This is a genomic window from Streptomyces sp. NPDC102283, from assembly GCF_044766265.1.
Lineage (GTDB): Bacteria > Actinomycetota > Actinomycetes > Streptomycetales > Streptomycetaceae > Streptomyces.
The window spans coordinates 1-19,995 of sequence record NZ_JBIWLQ010000042.1 but is presented as its reverse complement, the minus strand read 5'-3'; the positions used below and the strand labels follow the sequence as shown (position 1 = coordinate 19,995).

General features: G+C 75.0%; 2 protein-coding genes. Both read left to right on the top strand.

What is annotated here, in order from left to right:
- Positions 1-12,783: type I polyketide synthase (locus ACIRJT_RS38600; protein ID WP_403919261.1), on the top strand; the 12,783-nt coding region annotated here is incomplete at its 5' end.
- 37 nt (positions 12,784-12,820) lie between these two features.
- Positions 12,821-19,995 (top strand): type I polyketide synthase (locus ACIRJT_RS38595; protein ID WP_403919258.1); only part of this gene is annotated, 7,175 nt, incomplete at its 3' end.

The window sequence follows — 19,995 nt, the reverse complement described above, 5'->3', positions numbered from 1 at the left end:
CTGGACGCGGAGTACTGGTACCGGAACCTGCGGGAGACGGTCCGGTACGAGGAGGCCACCCGCGCGTTGTTGGGGGAGGGTTTCCGGTTCTTCGTCGAGGCCAGCCCCCACCCCGTGCTCACCTTCGGTGTCCAGCAGACCGCCGACGAGGCCGACACCGCCGCCTCCGCGCAGGGCCCCGCCGTGGTCGTGGGCACGCTGCGGCGCGGCGAGAGCGGCCTCGACCGCTTCCTGACGTCCCTGGGGGAGGCCCACGCGGGTGGTCTGTCGCCCGACTGGGACCGTGTGTTCGCCGGACACCGTCCAGACGTTGTCTCCCTGCCCACCTACCCCTTCCAGCGCCGCCCGTACTGGCTGGAGGACACCGGCCCGGCGGCGGGCGGTCCTTCCGGAACCCCCTCGGAGGGCGACGACTTCTGGGACGCCCTGGGCGGGGGTGACCTGGCCCGGTTCACCACGACCCTCGGCGTGGCGCCCGAGGACCCGCTGAACGTGGTGCTCCCCGCGCTCGCCACCTGGCGCACCGAGCGCACCGAGCGTTCGGTGGCCGACTCCTGGCGCTACCGGGTGACCTGGCGAGCCCTGCCCGAGGGCCGCCCGGTCGCACTGGACGGCAGCTGGCTCGTACTGTCGTCGGACGGTCAGCCCGAGGACGGGGTGCGGCGGTCGGAGACGACCGTCCACGTCATGGAGCAGGCCGGAGCCTCGGTGGTCCACGTACGGCTCACCGAGGCGGAGGCCGACCGCGCCGTTCTGGCCGACCGGGTCCGCGCGTCCCTCGACGCGCTGCCCGGCCCGGTGACAGGAGTGCTGTCGCTGCTGGGCCTCGACGAGCGCCCGCACTCCGCACATCCCTCCGTCCCGCTGGGCACCGCGCTCAACCTGGCCCTGGTGCAGTCCCTCGGTGACACCGGGACCGACGCGCCCCTGTGGTGGGCTACTCGGGGTGCGGTGTCGGTCGGGGGCACGGACACCGGGAGTGCGGTCAGCGCCGCGCAGAATCTGCTCTGGGGTCTGGGCCGGGTCGCCGCGCTGGAGTTCCCGCAGCGCTGGGGTGGTCTGATCGACCTCCCGGAGGTCCTGGGCGCGGACACCGCCCCTCGGCTGTGCCGGGTGCTGGCCGGCGCGGCCGGAGACGAGGACCAGGTGGCCGTACGGGCCACCGGCTGCCACGGCCGGCGGCTGGTCCGATCCGCCCTGGGCGACACCGCGCCGCGGCGGAGCTGGCGGCCCGGGGGCACCGTGCTGATCACCGGCGGTACCGGCGGGATCGGCGCGCAGATCGCGCGCTGGCTGGCCCGGCGAGGAGCCGGTCACCTGGTGCTGGTCAGCCGGCGCGGCGCGGACGCGCCGGGTGCGCCGGAGCTCTCCGAGGAACTCGCCGCCTCAGGCGCCCAGGTCACCCTGGCCTCGTGCGACGTCGCCGACCTGGAGGCCCTGCGCGCCCTGAAGGACGGCCTCGAACAGGACGGCCACCGGATCAGTACCGTCTTCCACGCCGCGGGGGCCGGGCTGCTGGTGCCACTGCCCGCCACCGACGTGGACGAGTTCGCCGACACCCTCCACGCCAAGGCCGGCGGGGCCAGGAACCTGGACGTGCTCTTCGACCGGGACACGCTCGACGCGTTCGTGCTGTTCTCCTCGATCTCCGGGGTGTGGGGCAGTGCCGTCCACGGCGCCTATGCCGCCGCCAACGCCTATCTCGACGGCCTCGCCGAGGACCGCAGGAGCCGTGGCCTCGCCGCGACCTCCGTGGTGTGGGGGATCTGGAACCCCGAGGGTGGGGCCGGGATGGCGGCCGAACTGGTGGAGGAGAACCTGCGCGGCCACGGCGTGCTCTTCATGCCGCCCGCGGTCGCGATCACCGGGCTCCAGCAGGTCCTGGACCACGACGAAACGGTGGTCGTGATCGCCGACATCGACTGGGACCGCTTCGCGACGGTGTTCACCTCGGCGCGCCCCAGCCCGCTGATCGCCGAACTCCCCGAGGTGCGCACCGCGCTGGCCGCCGAACCGGAGACCGGCGAGACCGGGGCCGAGGGGACGTCCTCGGCGCTGCGCGACCGTCTGGAACCGCTCCCGGCAGCCGAGCGGACCCGGGTGCTGATCGACCTGGTCCGGACCCACGCGGCCGCTGTCCTCGGCCACGACTCGCCGGACGCGGTCGCCCCCGGCCGTGCCTTCCGCGACCTGGGCTTCGACTCTCTGACCGCCGTGGACATGCGCAACCGGCTCAACACCGCCACCGGCCTGCGGCTCCCGGTCACCGTCGTCTTCGACTACGCGTCGGCGACAGCGCTCGCCCGGCACCTGGAGACCGGACTGCTGGACGCCGCCGAGGAGCCCGCCACCGTCCGGCAGCCCCCGTCGGCGGCACCCGCCGCGGACGACGACCCCATCGTGATCGTCTCCATGAGCTGCCGCTACCCCGGCGGCGTACGCACCCCCGAGGACCTGTGGCGCCTGGTCGCCGACGGGCGCGACGCCGTCTCCGGGCTGCCGTCCGACCGCGGCTGGGACCTCGACGCGCTGTACGACGCGGACCCTGACCGGCCCGGCAGGAGCTACGCCGCCGCGGGCGGATTCGTCCGGGACGCGGACCGGTTCGACCCCGGATTCTTCGGGATCTCACCGCGCGAGGCACTGGCCATGGACCCACAGCAGCGACTCCTGCTCGAAACCTCCTGGGAGGCGATCGAGCGCGCCGGTATCGACCCGGCGTCCCTGCACGGAACCCCGACCGGGGTCTTCGCCGGCGCCTCCTACCAGGGCTACGGCGGCACCCTGCGCGACGTCCCCGAGGAACTGGAGGGCCTGTTCATCGCGGGCATCTCCACCAGCGTCCTGTCCGGAAGGGTCGCCTACCAACTCGGCCTCCAGGGGCCCGCCGTGACCGTGGACACGGCCTGCTCCTCGTCGCTGGTGGCGGTCCACCTCGCCGCGCAGTCGCTGCGCTCGGGCGAATGCGCGCTGGCACTGGCGGGCGGCGCCACGGTGATGGGCACCCCGCTGTCGTTCACCGGCTTCAGCCGGCAACGCGGGCTCGCCGAAGACGGGCGCTGCAAGTCCTTCGCCGCCTCGGCGGACGGCTTCGGCATGGCCGAGGGTGTGGGCCTGCTCGTGCTGGAGCGCCTCTCGGACGCCCGCCGCAACGGCCACCCGGTGCTCGCGGTGCTGCGCGGCTCGGCGATCAACCAGGACGGCGCGAGCAACGGGCTGACCGCGCCCAGCGGCTTGGCCCAGCAGCGGGTGATCCGCGACGCGCTGGCGAACGCCCGGCTGACGGCCGCCGACGTGGACGCAGTCGAGGCGCACGGCACCGGTACCCGGCTGGGCGACCCGATCGAGGCCGACGCGCTGCTGGCCACCTACGGCCAGGACCGGCCCGCCGACCGGCCGGTGTGGCTCGGGTCGCTGAAGTCGAACATAGGGCACACCCAGGCCGCCGCCGGGGTCGGCGGCATCATCAAGATGGTGCTGGCCATGGGGCACGGCGAGCTGCCGCGGACCCTGCACATCGACCGGCCGTCCCCGAACGTCGACTGGACGGCGGGCGCCGTCGCGCTGCTGACCGAGGCCACACCCTGGCCGGAGACCGGCCGGCCGCGCAGGGCCGGAGTGTCCTCGTTCGGCCTGAGCGGCACCAACGCCCATGTCGTCATCGAGCAGCCGCCAGCCGAGCACGCACTCCCGCTGCCCGCCTTGCCGGCCGGGTCCGTACCCGCCGTCGGATCCGACGCGCCTGCCGTACCCGCCGTCGTGCCCGACGCGCCCGCCGTACCCGTACCCGCACTCACCGCAGAGTCGTCCGCCGGATCCGGTTCGACGGACCCGGGCACTCCGTGGGCCGCCGTCCCGTGGGTCCTGTCCGGGCGGACCGCCGAGGCGGTGAAAGCCCAGGCGGAGCGGCTGCACACGTACCTGACGGAGCATCCGGAGCTGTCCCCCGTCGACGTCGGCTACTCCCTGGCCACCACCAGGACCGCCTTCGAGCACCGTGCGGCCGTCGTCGGTGACGACCTCGCGACCCTGCTGGGCGGCCTGGCCGCGCTGGCCACGGGAGACCGCGCACCCGGCCTGGTCGAAGGCACTGTCGCCCGATCGGACAGGACCGTCTTCGTCTTCCCCGGCCAGGGATCCGAGTGGGCCGGCATGGCGAGGGAACTGCTTGACCACGCCCCGGCCTTCGCCGACCGGATCTCGGCCTGTGAACGCGCCCTCGCCCCGCACCTGGACTGGTCGCCGCTAGCGGTCCTGCGGGACGAGCCCGACGCGCCCCCGCTGGACCGTGTCGACGTGGTGCAGCCGGTGCTGTTCGTCATGATGGTGTCGCTGGCCGAGCTGTGGCGGGCGCACGGGATCGTCCCCGACGCCGTGGTCGGCCACTCCCAGGGAGAGATCGCCGCCGCCTGCGTGGCCGGTGCGCTCTCGCTGGACGACGCGGCCCGGATCGTCGCTCTGCGCAGCCGGGCCCTGCTGGCCCTGACAGGACGCGGCGGCATGCTGTTCGTGCCGCAGCCGGTCGAAGCCGTACGCGAAGTACTGTCCGCCCACGACGGGGCACTCGACGTCGCCGCGGTCAACGGGCCGACGGCGGTGACGGTCTCCGGCGACCCGGCGGCACTGGAACGACTGCGCGAGCAGTACTCCGAGGCGGGCGTCCTGACCTGGCCGGTCCCCGGCGTGGACTTCGCCGGGCACTCGCCCCAGGTGGAGGAACTCCGGGAGGAACTGCTCACCCTCCTCGCCGACACCGCGCCGCGGACGTCCGACGTCCCGTTCTACTCCACGGTCAGCGGCGGCCCCCTGGACACCCTGGGCCTGGACGCCGCGTACTGGTACGAAAACCTGCGCCGGCCCGTGGAGTTCGGACGGGCGGTCGACGCGCTCATCGCCGACGGACACCACACCTTCGTCGAGTGCAGCACCCACCCCGCGTTGACCGTCTGGCTCCAGCAGGCCGTCGAAGCGGCCGGTGCCGACGACGGAGCCGTCGTCGGCACCCTGCGCCGCACCGAGGGCGGCCCCGGCCGATTCCTCGCCGCGCTCACCGAACTCCAGGTATGTGGAATGCCGGTGGACTGGGGCACGGTGTTCGCCGGAACCGGCGCGCGCAAGCGCCCCCTGCCCACCTACGCCTTCCAGCAGCAGCGCTACTGGCTGGACACCACCGCCCCCGACCGGCCCGCCACCGCCATGACCGGCACCGGCCCGGCCGACTCCGGCTTCTGGGAGGCGGTCGACCACGGGGACCTGGACGCCCTCGCCACCACCCTGCGGGTCGAGGACGGGGAACTGAGGGCCTCCCTCGCCTCCCTGGTGCCCACCCTCGCCGAGTGGGCGCGCGGGCAGGCCGGCGACCGGACCGCCGACAGCTGGCGCTACCGGGTCGCCTGGAAGCCCCTGCCGGCACCCGAGCGGCCCCGGCTCACCGGTAGCTGGCTCGTCGTCGCCCCGGCCGGCGCCGCCGGCGATCCGGCCGTCGCGTTCGCCGTGGACTCCCTGCGCGGACACGGCGCCACACCCGTCCTGGTCGAAGCGGGCCCCGACGCGACCGACCGGACACGGTTCGCCGCGCTGCTCCGCGACGCCCACGACCACACCGAGGGGCCGCCGGCCGGGCTCCTGTCGCTGCTGGCTCTGGCCGAAGAACCCCACGGCGACGTATCGGCGCTTCCCCGCGGCCTCACCCTGACAGTCGCGCTCCTCCAGGCCCTGGGCGACCTCGGCATCGACGCCCCGCTCTGGTGCGCCACCCGGGGCGCGGTGTCGGTCGGCCGCTCCGACCGGATCGACAGCACTCTCCAGGCCCTGGTCTGGGGGATCGGCGGCGTCGCCGGCGTCGAGTACCCGCAGCGGTGGGCCGGCCTGGTCGACCTGCCGCGACGGCTCGACGACCGGGCCGCGACCCGGCTCGCCGAAGCACTGACGGGCCCCGACGGCGAGGACCAGCTGGCGGTACGTGCCACCGGCCTCTACGGCCGCAGGGTCGTCCACGCCGGACTCGGCGGCACCGCCCCCGTACGCGACTGGACACCCGAGGGCACCGTCCTGATCACCGGCGGCACCGGCGGTCTCGGCGCCCAGATCGCCCGATGGCTCGCCCGCACCGGCACCGCGCACCTGCTGCTCACCAGCCGGCGCGGCGCACAGGCTCCGGGGGCCGACGCCCTGCTGGCCGAACTGCGCGGCCTCGGCGCCGCCGCCACCGCGGTGGCCTGCGACGTCGCGGACCGCGACGCACTGGCGGAACTGCTCGCCGGCATTCCGGCCGAGCGCCCGCTGCGCGCCGTACTGCACACCGCGGGCGTCCTCGACGACGGGGTGATCGACTCGATCACCCCCGAACGCGCGGCCGGCGTTCTGCGCCCCAAGCTCGACGGCGCACGCAACCTCGACGCGCTCACCCGAGAACTCGACCTGACCGCCTTCGTGCTGTTCTCCTCGCTCGCCGGCACGCTCGGCGGCACCGGCCAGGGCAGCTACGCCGCCGCCAACGCCTACCTCGATGCCCTGGCCCGGCAGCGCCGCGACCTCGGACTGCCCGGCACCTCGGTGGCCTGGGGCCTGTGGGGCGGCGACAGCCTCGCCTCCGGAGCGGTCGCCGAACGCCTGATCCGCGACGGCCTGCCCGCCATGGATCCCGCCACGGCCACGGTCGCGCTGCGCCAGGCCCTCGACCACGACGACACGGCCGTCCTCGTCGCCGACTTCGCCTGGGACCGCTTCACCCGGGCGTTCACCGCGCTCCGGCCCAGCGCCGCCCTCGGGGACCTGCCCGAGGTACGGGACGCACTCGCCGCCGCGGGCGGGTCCCGGAGCACGGCCGACGGCACCGAGCCGCCGGCCCTGCGGCTGGCCGCACTGCCCCCGGCGGAACGGGACCGGGCCCTGCTGGACCTGGTCCGCCGCGAGGTCGCCGCCGTGCTCGGCCACCCCGGGCCCGAGGCGGTCGGACCTGACCAGGCGTTCAAGGACATCGGCTTCGATTCGCTGACCGCCGTCGAACTGCGCAACCGGCTCGCCGCGGCCACCGGCCTTCGCCTGTCGGTGACCCTGGCCTTCGACTACCCCACGGCCACGGACCTGGCCGGACACCTGCGTACCGAGCTGCCGGGGGCGCACGCCACGGAGACGCCCGACGCTCCCGGGCAGGTGCCCGCGGCCGTCGCGGTGCCCCAGGACGAGGCGATCGCCGTGGTCGCCATGAGCTGCCGCTACCCCGGCGGCGTCGGCACCCCCGAGGAGCTGTGGGAGCTCGTCGTGGGCGGGCAGGACGCGATCACCGGCTTCCCCACCGGACGCGGCTGGGACCTGGACGGCCTCTACGACCCGGACCCGGACCGGGTCGGCAGCACCTACGCACGGGAAGGCGGCTTCCTCCACGACGCCGACCGCTTCGACCCGGCCTTCTTCGGGATCTCCCCGCGCGAGGCGCTGACCATCGACCCCCAGCAGCGGCTGCTGCTCGAACTCTCCTGGGAGGCGTTCGAGCGCGCCGGCATCGACCCGCTGTCACTCAAGGGCAGCGCGAGCGGCGTCTTCGTCGGATGCAGCCACCACGACTACGGGTCGCGCGTCACCGAGCCCTCCGAAGAGTTCGAGGGCTACCTCGGCATCGGCAGCGCGGGCAGCGTGGCGTCCGGGCGGATCTCCTACAGCCTCGGTCTCGAAGGGCCCGCGGTGACCGTCGATACGGCGTGCTCCTCGTCGCTGGTCGCGGTCCACCTCGCGGCCCAATCGCTGCGGGCGGGCGAATGCTCGCTGGCGCTCGCCGGCGGGGTGACCGTGATGTCGACACCGGGCGCGTTCGTGGAGTTCAGCCGGCAACGGGTGCTCGCCGAGGACGGCCGCTGCAAACCGTTCGCCGCCGCCGCCGACGGCACCTCCTGGGCCGAGGGCGCCGGACTGCTCGTCCTGGAACGCCTCTCGGACGCCCGGCGCAACGGCCACCCCGTGCTCGCCCTCGTACGCGGCTCCGCCGTCAACCAGGACGGCGCCAGCAACGGCCTGACCGCCCCCAACGGACCCTCCCAGCAACGGGTCATCCGGGCCGCCCTCGCCGACGCCGGACTGACCGCCTCCGAGGTCGACGCGGTGGAGGCGCACGGCACCGGGACCCGGCTGGGCGACCCGATCGAGGCCCAGGCACTCCTGGCCACGTACGGCCGGGAACGCGGCGAGCGGCAGCCGCTGTGGCTGGGGTCGCTGAAGTCGAACATCGGACACAGCCAGGCCGCCGCCGGAGTCGCCGGCATCATCAAGATGGTGCAGGCCATGCGACACGGGGCGCTGCCGCGCACCCTGCACGTCGACACACCGACACCCCACGTGGACTGGTCGGCCGGCGCGGTCCGGCTGCTCACCGACGACACCCCGTGGCCGGAGACCGGGCGCCCCCGGCGGGCCGCGGTGTCGTCGTTCGGAGTCAGCGGCACCAACGCCCACACCATCCTCGAACAGCCCACCGAACCGGCCCCGGCCGCCACCCCCGCCGTCCCCGACGTGTTCGAACCGGCCCCGGCCGTCGACCCCGCGCCGACCCCGGCGACCACCCCCGCCCTGCCCTGGCTGCTCTCCGCCCGCAGCGCGAAGGCGCTGCGGGAGCAGGCCGCCCGGCTGCTGCGGCACGTGGAGCACGATCCGGCCCTCGCCGTCGCGGACCTGGGCCGCTCCCTGGCGCTGAACCGCAGCGCCTTCGAACACCGGGCCGCCCTCACCGGCACGGACCGGCAGACCCTGCTCCAGGGGCTCACGGCCCTCGCCGCCGGCGAGCCGTCGGCGGACCTGGTGAGCGGAGTCACCGGCCCAGCCGCGAAGACCGCCTTCCTGTTCCCCGGCCAGGGCAGCCAGCGCACCGGCATGGGCGCCGAACTGTACGCGCGGTTCCCGGTCTTCGCCGACGCCTTCGACGCGGTCTGCGCGGAACTCGACCCGCTGCTCGACCGCCCGCTGCGGGAGGTGATCGACGCAGGCCCCGGCGACCCCGGCCACGGCCTGCTGGACCGCACCGAGTACACCCAGCCCGCCCTGTTCGCCCTCGGCGTCGCACTGTTCCGGCTCGTCGAGCACTGGGGCGTACGACCCGACCGGCTGCTCGGCCACTCCGTGGGAGAACTGGCCGCCGCCCACGTCGCCGGCGTGTTCGCCCTGCCCGACGCCGCGGAACTGGTGGTCGCGCGGGGACGGCTGATGCAGGCTCTCCCGGCGGGCGGCGCGATGGCGGCCCTCGCCGCCGGGGAGGAGGAGGTACTGCCGCTGCTCGCGGGCCGCGAGAGCGACGTCGGCCTCGCCGCGGTCAACGGCCCGGTCTCGACCGTGATCTCCGGTGCCGCGGCGGCGGTGGACGAGATCGCCGCCGTACTCGCCGCGCGCGGGCGCAAGACCCGACGGCTGCGCGTCTCCCACGCCTTCCACTCGCCCCTCATGGAGCCCATGCTCGCCGAGTTCCGCGAGATCGCGGCGCGGATCGTCCCGGGGGAGGCCACCGTCCCCGTCATCTCCGACCTGACGGGCGAGCCGGCCACCTCCGAGCAGCTCGGCTCACCGGACTACTGGGTGGAGCACGTGCGCGGCACCGTCCGCTTCCAGGACGGCGTACGCCACCTGCAACGTGACGGCGTCACCGCGTTCCTGGAACTCGGACCCGACGGCGCGCTCACCGCCATGGGCCAGGACTGCCTGACCGACAGCACCGGAGCCACCGACACCACCGGAGCCACCGGCAGCTCCACGCTGCTGTTGCCCCTGCTGCGCAAGGACCGGCCCGAAGCACCCGCGGCGACGGCCGCCCTGGCCCGGCTGCACGTCGCGGGCGTCCGCGTGGACTGGAACGCCGTTCACTCCGGCGGCCCGTCCCGCTCCGCCGTCGACCTGCCGACCTACGCCTTCCAGCGCGGCAGCTACTGGCTGGAGGCCGGCCCGGCCACAGCCGACCTGCCCGCGGCCGGACTGCGGACGGTGGACCACCCGCTGCTCGGTGCCGGAACGGAACTCGCGGATTCCGACGGCTTCCTCTTCACCGGCAGGTTCTCGGTCCGCAGCCACCCCTGGCTGGCCGACCACGGCGTCTACGAGGGCGTGCTGTTCCCCGCCACCGCGTTCCTGGAACTCGCGGTCCGCGCGGGCGACCAGGTCGGCTGCGGCCAGGTCGAGGAACTGACCCTGGAGGCACCGCTGGTGCTCCCGGCGGACGGAGCCGTCGTACTTCAGCTCACCGTCGGACGCCCGGACGACTCCGGCACCCGCCCGCTGAGCGTTCACGCCCGTGCGGCCGACGACGGCCCCGACGCCCCCTGGACCCGGCACGCGAGTGGCCTGCTCACCTCCGCCGCAGACCCCGACCCGGCGGACCCCGTGGTCTGGCCGCCGCCCGGAGCCGTCCCCCTCGACACGGAAGGCCTGTACGACCGCTTCGCGGGCGGTGGATTCGCCTACGGCCCCGCGTTCCAGGGCCTGCGCGCGGCCTGGCGGCTCGGCGACGAGGTGTACGCCGTCGCGAGCCTGCCCGAAGAGCAGCAGCCGGACGCCGCCGCGTTCGGCCTGCATCCGGCCCTGCTGGACGCCGCCCTGCACGCGCTGGTGTTCGACGTACTGGAGGGACCCGCGCAGGGCTGGCTGCCGTTCTCCTGGAACGGGGTGCGCCTGCACGCCTCCGGCGCCACCGAACTCCGTCTGCGGCTGACCCCCACCGGTCGCGACGCCGTCGCCGTACGGGCGACCGATGCCACCGGGCGGCCGGTGGTCTCGGCCCGCTCCCTGGTCCTGCGGCCCGTCTCGCCCGACCGTTTCAAGGCCGCTCGCACCGGACACCACGAGGAACTGTTCCGCCCCGAGTGGCAGGCCGTGCCCGAGCGCGCCGGGACGCCGGCGGTCACCGTCTTCGGCCCGGAGTCCTGGACCGTGCTCGGCACCGGGACCCCCCTGCCCTCCGGCGCCGCGCCGCTTCCCGGCCTTACGGTCACCGACCTCGCCGCGCTGTCCGCACTGCTCGACGCGGGCGCCACGCCACCCCGGCTGGTTCTGGCCACCTGCCCGCCAGCCCCGTACGCGGCGCCCGGCACCCTCCGCGACGCGGTCCACGACGGCCTCGGCACGGTCCTCGCCCTGCTCCGCGACTGGCTGGCCGACGAGCGCCTGACCGGCTCCAAGCTGGTCCTGGTCACCGCGGGCGCGGTCCCGGTGACCGGCGACGACGTCCCGGATCCGGCCCTGGCCGCGCTCTGGGGCATGGTCCGCTCGGCGCAGACCGAGAACCCCGACCGCTTCGTCCTGCTGGACCTGGACGCCCACGAGACCACGCCCGCCGTACTCGCCGAAGCCCTCGCGTCCGGGGAACCCCAGCTCGCGATCCGGGCCGGGGCCGTCCACATCGCCCGGCTGGCCCGCGTACCGCTGGCCGCCACCGGGCGCGCACCCGGCTGGGACGGCGTCGGAACCGTCCTGATCACCGGCGGAACCGGTGCCATCGGCGCCCACGTCGCCCGTCACCTGGCCGCCGAACACGGCGTCCGGCACCTGCTGCTGACCAGCCGCAGCGGCCCCGCCTCCGACGGCGCGGCGGAACTCCTCGCCGAACTCGCAGCCCTGGGCGCGCACGCCGAGATCATCGCCTGCGACGCCGCCGACCGCGACGCCCTCGCGGCCCTGCTGGCCGCCCTGCCCCCCGCACACCCCTTGACCGGGGTGGTGCATGCCGCGGGCGTCCTGGCCGACGGCGTCGTCGCCACCATGACGCCCGAGCAGCTGGACCTCGTCCTGCGCCCCAAGGTGGACGCGGCGATCAACCTGCACGAACTCACCGCCGGCCTGGACCTGTCCGAGTTCGTCCTGTTCTCGTCCATCGCCGGAGTCTTCGGTGGCATGGGCCAGGGCAACTACGCCGCCGCCAACGCGTTCCTGGACGCGCTGGCCCACCGTCGCCGCGCCGACGGGCTGCCCGGCCGCTCCCTCGCCTGGGGCCTGTGGGCCAACAGCACCGGGATGACCGGCGGGCTCACCGAGGCAGACCTGCGACGGATCGCCCGGGGCGGGATCGTCGCCTTCGACCCGGCCCAGGGACTGGCGCTGTTCGACACGGCCGGCACTCTCGACGAGCCGGTCGTCCTCCCGCTGCGGCTCGACACCGCGGCCGTCCGCGCCCAGGCCGCCACCGGCGGCGTCCCCGCCCTGCTGCGCGGCCTGGTGCGCCCCGCCGCCCGGCGCGGCGCCGCGGGCCCCGCCGCCGGTGCCGGCCCAGACGGGCCCGAAGCCCTGAGGCAGCGCCTCGGCCCCCTCAACGACACCCAGCGCGGCCGGGTCCTCCTCGACCTGGTCCGCTCCCACGCCGCCCTGGTCCTCGGCCACAGCGGCCCGGCCGCGGTCGAGCCCGGACGCGGTCTGCTGGAGGTCGGTTTCGACTCGCTGACCGCGGTGGAACTGCGCAACCGGCTGCGCGCCGCCACCGGCCACCCCCTGCCGGCCACCCTGCTCTTCGACCACCCCACCCCTGCCGCGATCGCCGGACACCTCGTCGCCGAACTGGTCCCCGACGCCGGGCCCGGCCCGGTCCCCGGCCTCGCCGAACTGGACCGCCTGGAAGGCGCCCTCGACGGCGGTGTCGACGACCCGGCGGACCGTGAACGGCTCGTCGGGCGGCTCCGGGAACTCCTGGGCCGCCTCGACCCGGCGGCCACCGCGGCGGACGGCGACGGCACGGCAGCCGACTCCATCGAGGACCGCATGGACGGCGCCGACGACGACGAACTCTTCGACCTCATCGACAACGAGCTCGGCCTGTCATGACACCGACCCCACACGCGAACCAGGACGGCGGCTCCCGATGGTGAACGACGACAAGCTGAGGGACTACCTCAAGCGCGTGACGGCGGACCTGCACCACACCCGCCGGCGCCTGACCGAAGCCGAGGAAGCGGGCCGCGAACCCATCGCGCTCGTCGCGATGAGCTGCCGCTACCCCGGCGGCGTACGGTCCCCCGAGGACCTGTGGCGCCTGGTCACCGACGGCACCGACGCCATCACCGGCTTCCCCCGGGACCGGGGCTGGGACCTCGACCACCTGGACGACCCGGAACAACTGCGCGAGGGCACCAGCCACACCGCCCTGGGCGGCTTTCTCGACGACGTCGGGCACTTCGACCCCGGATTCTTCGGGATCTCCCCGCGCGAAGCGCTCGCGATGGACCCGCAGCAGCGGCTCCTCCTGGAAACCACCTGGGAGGCGTTCGAACGGGCCGGCATCGACCCCGCGACCCTGCGGGGCAGCAGGACCGGTGTCTTCGCCGGAGTGATGTACCAGGACTACGCGGTACGGCTGCGCCAGATCCCCGACGACGTGGCCGGCTACATCGGCAGCGGCAGCTCCGACAGCGTCGCCTCGGGCCGCGTCGCCTACACCTTCGGTCTGGAGGGCCCGGCGGTCAGCATCGACACCGCCTGCTCCTCCTCGCTGGTCGCCATCCACCTCGCCGCCCAGGCCCTGCGGGCCGGCGACTGCACCCTGGCCCTGGCCGGTGGAGCGATGGTCATGTCGACACCCGTCCCGTTCGTGGAGATGAGCCGCCAGGGCGGCCTGGCCCGGGACGGCCGCTGCAAGTCCTTCGCCGCCGCCGCCGACGGCACCGGCTGGGGCGAGGGCGTCGGCATGCTCCTGCTGGAGCGCCTCTCCGACGCCCGGCGCAACGGCCACCCGGTCCTCGCCCTGATCCGCGGCACCGCCGTCAACCAGGACGGCGCCAGCAGCAGGCTCACCGCCCCCAACGGCCCCGCCCAGCAGCGCGTCATCCGCCACGCCCTGGCCAACGCCGGACTCACCCCCGCAGACGTGGACGTGGTCGAGGCGCACGGCACCGGCACCCCGCTGGGCGACCCGATCGAGGCCCAGGCCCTGCTGGCCACCTACGGGCAGGACCGCGTGGACGGGCAGCCGCTGCTGCTCGGCTCGCTGAAGTCCAACATCGGGCACACCCAGGCGGCGGCCGGCGTCGGCGGCGTCATCAAGACCGTCCTCGCCATGCGGCACGGCACCGTCCCGCCCACCCTGCACGCGCAGGACCCGTCCCCGCAGATCGACTGGACCACGGGCGCGGTACGCCTGGTCACCGCGAACACCCCCTGGCCCGAGACCGGACGGCCGCGCCGGGCAGCGGTTTCCTCCTTCGGCGTCAGCGGCACCAACGGACATGTCGTCCTGGAACAGGCGGCAGACCCCGCAGACCCCGCCGAGCGGGGAGAACCTGCCGCTTCGGCCGCCTCCGAAGACGCCGACGCTCCCGTCGGCCAGGACGCGGCCCGGCACACCCCGGACCCCGACGGCACACCGCCACCCGTCCTCCCCTGGGTGCTCTCCGGACGCACCGCCGACGCGCTGCGCTCCCAGGCCGTACGGCTCCGCGACCACCTCGGCGCCCACCCCGGGCCCGGCCCGGCCGAGGTCGGCCACGCCCTCGCGACGACCCGCGCCGCGCACGAGCACCGGGCGGTCCTGATCGGGTCCCACCCCGACGAGTTCCGGGACGGCCTCGACGCCCTGGCGGCCGACCGCACCGCCCCCGGCCTGGTCCGCGGCACCGCAGGAACCGGCGGCGAAGTCGCCCTGGTGTTCCCCGGACAGGGATCCCAATGGGCCGGAATGGCCGTCGAACTCCTCGACTCCGCCCCCGCCTTCGCCGCCCGCGTCGCGGACTGCGAGCGCGCCCTGGCCCCCTTCGTCGACTGGTCCCTGGAGGCCGTCCTGCGCGGCGCCCCCGGCACCCCGCCGGCCGAACGCGTCGACGTGGTGCAGCCGGTGCTGTGGGCCGTCATGGTCTCCCTGGCCGAGCTATGGCGCTCCTACGGCATCACCCCCGGCGCGGTCATCGGCCACTCCCAGGGCGAGATCGCGGCGGCGTGCGTCGCCGGCGCCCTCTCCCTGGACGACGCCGCACGGATCGTCGCCCTGCGCAGCCGGGCGATCCGCGCCCTGTCCGGCCGCGGCGGCATGGCCTCGGTGGCCCTGCCCGCCGAACAGGTCGCCGAGCACCTCGCCCCCTGGGACGGCCGGCTCTCCGTCGCCGCCGTCAACGGACCCGCCTCCACCGTGGTCTCCGGAGACACCGACGCGCTCGACGCGTTCCTCGACCGGACGACGGCCCTGGACATCCGCAGCCGGCGCATCCCCGTCGACTACGCCTCGCACAGCGCCCACGTCGAGGACATCCGTACGGAACTGCTCGCTCAGCTGGACGGACTGACCCCGCGCCCGTCCGCCATCCCGTTCTACTCCACGGTCAGCGGCGTCCTGCTGGAGGACACCTCCGTCCTGGACGCCGGCTACTGGTACCAGAACCTGCGCGGGACCGTCCGCTTCGAACAGGCGACCCGCGCCCTGCTCGCGGACGGCTACCAGGTCCTGCTGGAGAGCAGCCCACACCCGGTCCTCACCGTTGGGATGCTGGAGACCGTCGAGGACGCGGGCGCCGACGCCACCGCCATGGGCACCCTGCGCCGCGACGACGGAGGCCCGCGCCGGTTCACGGAGTCCCTGGCCGAACTCCACCTGCGCGGAGTGTCCCCGGACTGGGACACCGTCTTCGCCGACCGCCGCCCCGGACGAGTGGAACTGCCCACCTACGCCTTCCAGCGCGACCCGTACTGGCTGGAGGACAGCGCCACGCCGGCCGCCGACGTCACCGCCGCCGGGCTGACCCCCGCGGACCATCCTCTGCTGGGCGCCGTCGTGGTCCTCGCCGACAGCGACGGCCTGCTCCTCACCGGCCGCCTGTCGGCGCGCACCCACCCGTGGCTCGCCGACCACGCCGTCGGCGGCCGGGTACTGCTCCCGGGCACCGCCTTCCTGGAACTCGCGCTCCAGGCCGGAGCCCGCGTCGGCTGCCCTCGGGTCGAGGAATTCACCCTCGAAGCCCCCCTGGTGCTGCCCGAGCACGGCGGCACCGTGCTGCGCCTCACCGTGGGAGCCCCCGACTCCCTGGGCCACCGCCCGCTCAGTCTGCACTCCCGGCCGGACACACCCGCCGACGGCGACCCCGACGACGAGTGGACCAGGCACGCCGAAGGCGTCCTGGCCCAGGACGCCGCGGAAGGCGCCGAGGCCGACGGGCCGATGCCCTGGCCGCCGCCCGGCGCCGAGCCCCTCGCCCTCGACGGACTGTACGACCGCTTCGCGGCGGGCGGATTCGCCTACGGCCCCGCCTTCCAGGGGCTGCACGCGGCCTGGCGGCGCGGCGACGAGCTGTTCGCGGAGGCCGCAGTGCCCGCCCCCGACGCCGCCCGCTTCAGCCTGCACCCGGCCCTGCTGGACGCCGCCCTGCACGCCACAGGCGTGCCCGGCACCTCCGGCGCGGACGCCCACCCCGAGGGGCGGCTGCCGTTCTCCTGGAGCGGCGTGACCCTGCATGCCACCGGCGCCGGCGCGATCCGCGTCCGGCTCGCCCCGGCCGGACCCGACGCGGTGAGGCTCACCGTCGCCGACACGACCGGTGCCCCCGTGGCGACCGTCGACGCGCTGGTCCTGCGGCCCGTGGGCACTGTCGGCCTCGGCGCCGACCGCGCTGCTCAGGGCCGCCGCCACCAGGACCTCTACGCGACGGAGTGGGTCACCACACCACCCCCTCGCGGCAGCGGCGCACCCGTCCACCGCACCACCGACCTGGCCACGCTGCTCGCCGCCGTCGACGCCGGAGCCCCGGTGCCCGAAACGGTCCTGCTCGCCCGCGCGGAGCCTGCGGAGCCCGCGTACGCGGCCGGTCCGGCCGCGGCGGTCCGCGCGGCCGTCCACCAGGCCCTCACCGACGTCCGGACCTGGCTCGCCGACGACCGCTTCGCCGGCTCGCGCCTGGTGTTCGCCACCCGGGGTGCGGTCAGCGCCGGGGAGATGGAGGGGGAGGACGTACGCAACCCCGCGCACAGCGCGCTCTGGGGGCTGGTCCGCTCGGCCCGGTCCGAACACCCCGGGCGCTTCGCCCTGCTCGACCTCGACGCCGACGACGAGCACGGCACCTCCGCGGGCGTCGCCGCGGCCCTCGCCTCGGGGGAACCGGAGTCCGCGGTCCGCGGCGACGACGTCCGCGTACCCCGGCTGGCCCGGGTCCTCAGGAACGATCCGGATCTCTCAGCCGATGCGGCCGGGCCTCTCCGGGCGTTCGACCCGGACGGCACGGTCCTCATCACCGGCGGCACCGGCCTGCTCGGCTCCCACGTCGCCCGCCGCCTGGTCACCGGGCACGGCGTCCGGCACCTGCTGCTGCTCTCCCGCGGCGGCCCGGCCGCCGCCGGAGCCGAAGGACTGCGGGCCGAACTCGCCGCGCTGGGAGCCGAGATCGCCATCGTCGCCTGCGACGCCGCCGACCGGGTCGCCCTGGCCGCCGTGCTCGCGGACCTGCCGCCCGCGCACCCGCTGACCGCCGTGGTCCACACCGCGGGCACCCTCGACGACGGCGTCGTCACCGCACTCACCCCCGAACGGGTGGACGCCGTACTGCGCCCCAAGGTCGACGCCGCCCTCCACCTGCATGAACTGACCCGCGACCTCGCCCTCACGCACTTCGTGCTCTTCTCCTCGGCCGCGGGCACCTTCGGCGGCCCCGGGCAGGCCAACTACGCCGCCGCCAACGCCTTCCTCGACGCCCTGGCCGCCCAGCGCCGAGCGGCGGGGCTGGCCGGCCAGTCCCTGGCCTGGACCCTGTGGGAGCAGCCCAGCGCCCTCACCGGACACCTGGACGCGGACGACGTACGACGCCTCGCCCGGTCCGGGATGCCACCGCTCTCCACCGAACGGGGGCTCGCGCTCTTCGACACCGCCCTCGCCGTGGGCCGGGCCGCCCTGCTCCCGATGCGCCTCGACGCCGCGGCGCTGCGGTCCGCGGCGGCGGACGGTTCCCTGCCGCCGCTGCTTCGCGGCCTGGTGCGCACACAGCCGCGCCGGGCGGCCACGGCTGCGGAGGCGACGGCCGACGACAACGCCCTGCGCCGGCGCCTCGCGGCCCTCGACGCCAACGGACGGACCCGGCTGCTCGTCGAACTCGTCCGCACCCACGCGGCAGCCGTCCTCGGCCACACGTCCCCGGACACCCTCGACCCCGGGCGGGCCTTCCGCGAACTGGGATTCGACTCGCTGGCCTCGGTGGAACTGCGCAACCGCCTGAACGCCGCCACCGGCCTGCGGCTTCCCGCCGGCCTGGTGTTCGACCACCCGACCCCGGCGGCGCTCGCGGAATTCCTGGGCGCCGGACTCACGGGCACGGAAGCGGCCAGGGCCGTCATGCCCGCCGTACCCACGGGGCCGGCCGGTCGGGACCGGGACGCGGACGACGACCTGATCGCGATCGTCTCCGTGGCCTGCCGCCTCCCCGGCGGTGTCCGCTCACCCGAGGACCTGTGGCGGATGCTGGCCGAGGGCCGCGACGGCATCTCCGGTTTCCCCACCGACCGGGGCTGGAGCCCGGAGACGCTCTACGACCCCGATCCCGACCGCATCGGCACCTCCATCACCCGCGACGGCGGCTTCCTGCACGACGCGGCCGATTTCGACGCGGAGTTCTTCGGCATCTCGCCGCGCGAGGCCCTGGCCATGGACCCGCAGCAGCGGCTGCTCCTGGAGACCACCTGGGAACTCTTCGAGCGTGCGGCCATCGACCCGTCCACCCTGCGCGGCACCCCGGTCGGCACGTACGTCGGCCTGATGCAGCAGGACTACGCGGCCCGGCTGCTGCCCTACATCCCCGAGGACGTCGAGGGATTCCTCGGCACCGGCAACTCGGGAAGCATCGTCTCCGGACGCCTGGCCTACTTCTTCGGCCTGGAAGGCCCCGCACTCACCGTGGACACGGCCTGCTCGTCCTCGCTGGTGGCCCTGCACCTCGCGGTACGGGCGCTGCGATCCGGCGAATGCTCACTGGCCCTGGCCGGCGGCGTCAACGTGATGTGCAGCCCCGAACTGTTCGTCGAGTTCAGCCGACAGGGCGGACTGGCCCCGGACGGCCGCTGCAAGTCCTTCGCCGCGGCGGCTGACGGCACCGCCTTCGGCGAAGGCACGGGCATGCTGCTGGTGGAGCGGTTGTCGGACGCGCGGCGCCGTGGGCATCCGGTGCTGGCGGTGGTGCGTGGTTCGGCGGTGAATCAGGATGGTGCGAGCAATGGTCTGACGGCGCCGAATGGTCCGTCGCAGCAGCGGGTGATTCGTGCGGCGTTGGCGGATGCGGGGCTGGTGGCGTCGGACGTGGATGTGGTGGAGGCGCATGGTACGGGGACGCGGTTGGGTGACCCGATCGAGGCGCAGGCTCTGCTGGCGACGTACGGGCAGGACCGTCCGGTGGACCGGCCGGTGTGGATCGGCTCGCTGAAGTCCAACATCGGCCACGCCTCGGCTGCTGCCGGTGTGGCGGGGGTCATCAAGTCGGTGCTCGGCCTGCGGCACGGCGTGATGCCCAAGACGCTGCACGTGGACGGCCCCACGCCCGAGGTGGACTGGTCGGCCGGAGCCGGCCGACTGCTGACGGAGGCCCGTGCGTGGGACGACACGGGACGCCCGCGCAGGGCCGGGGTGTCCTCCTTCGGCGTCAGCGGCACCAACGCCCACGTCATCCTCGAACAGGCCCCGGCCGACCCGGCAACTGCCGCGGACACGCTCGGTGACGGGCCCGGGACACCGGAGGCCGTACCCGCCGCCGTCCCTTTGCTCCTCTCGGCGCGCACTCCGGAGGCGCTGCGCGCCCAGGCCGCGGCGCTGTTGGCCCGGATCGGAGACGGTTCGGGCGTCCGCGCCGCGGACGTGGCCTTCTCCCTGGCCACGGGCCGCAGCGCGCTGGGACACCGCGCGGTGTTGGTGGGCACGGAGGAGAACTTTACCGAGCACCTGACCGCGCTGTCACAGGGCGCTGCGGTGTCTGGCGGCGGATTGGTTTCCGGTCGTGTGGTGTTGGTGTTTCCGGGTCAGGGTTCGCAGTGGGTGGGGATGGCTGCGGAGTTGCTGGGTGGGTCGGGTGTGTTCGCGGGGCGGAT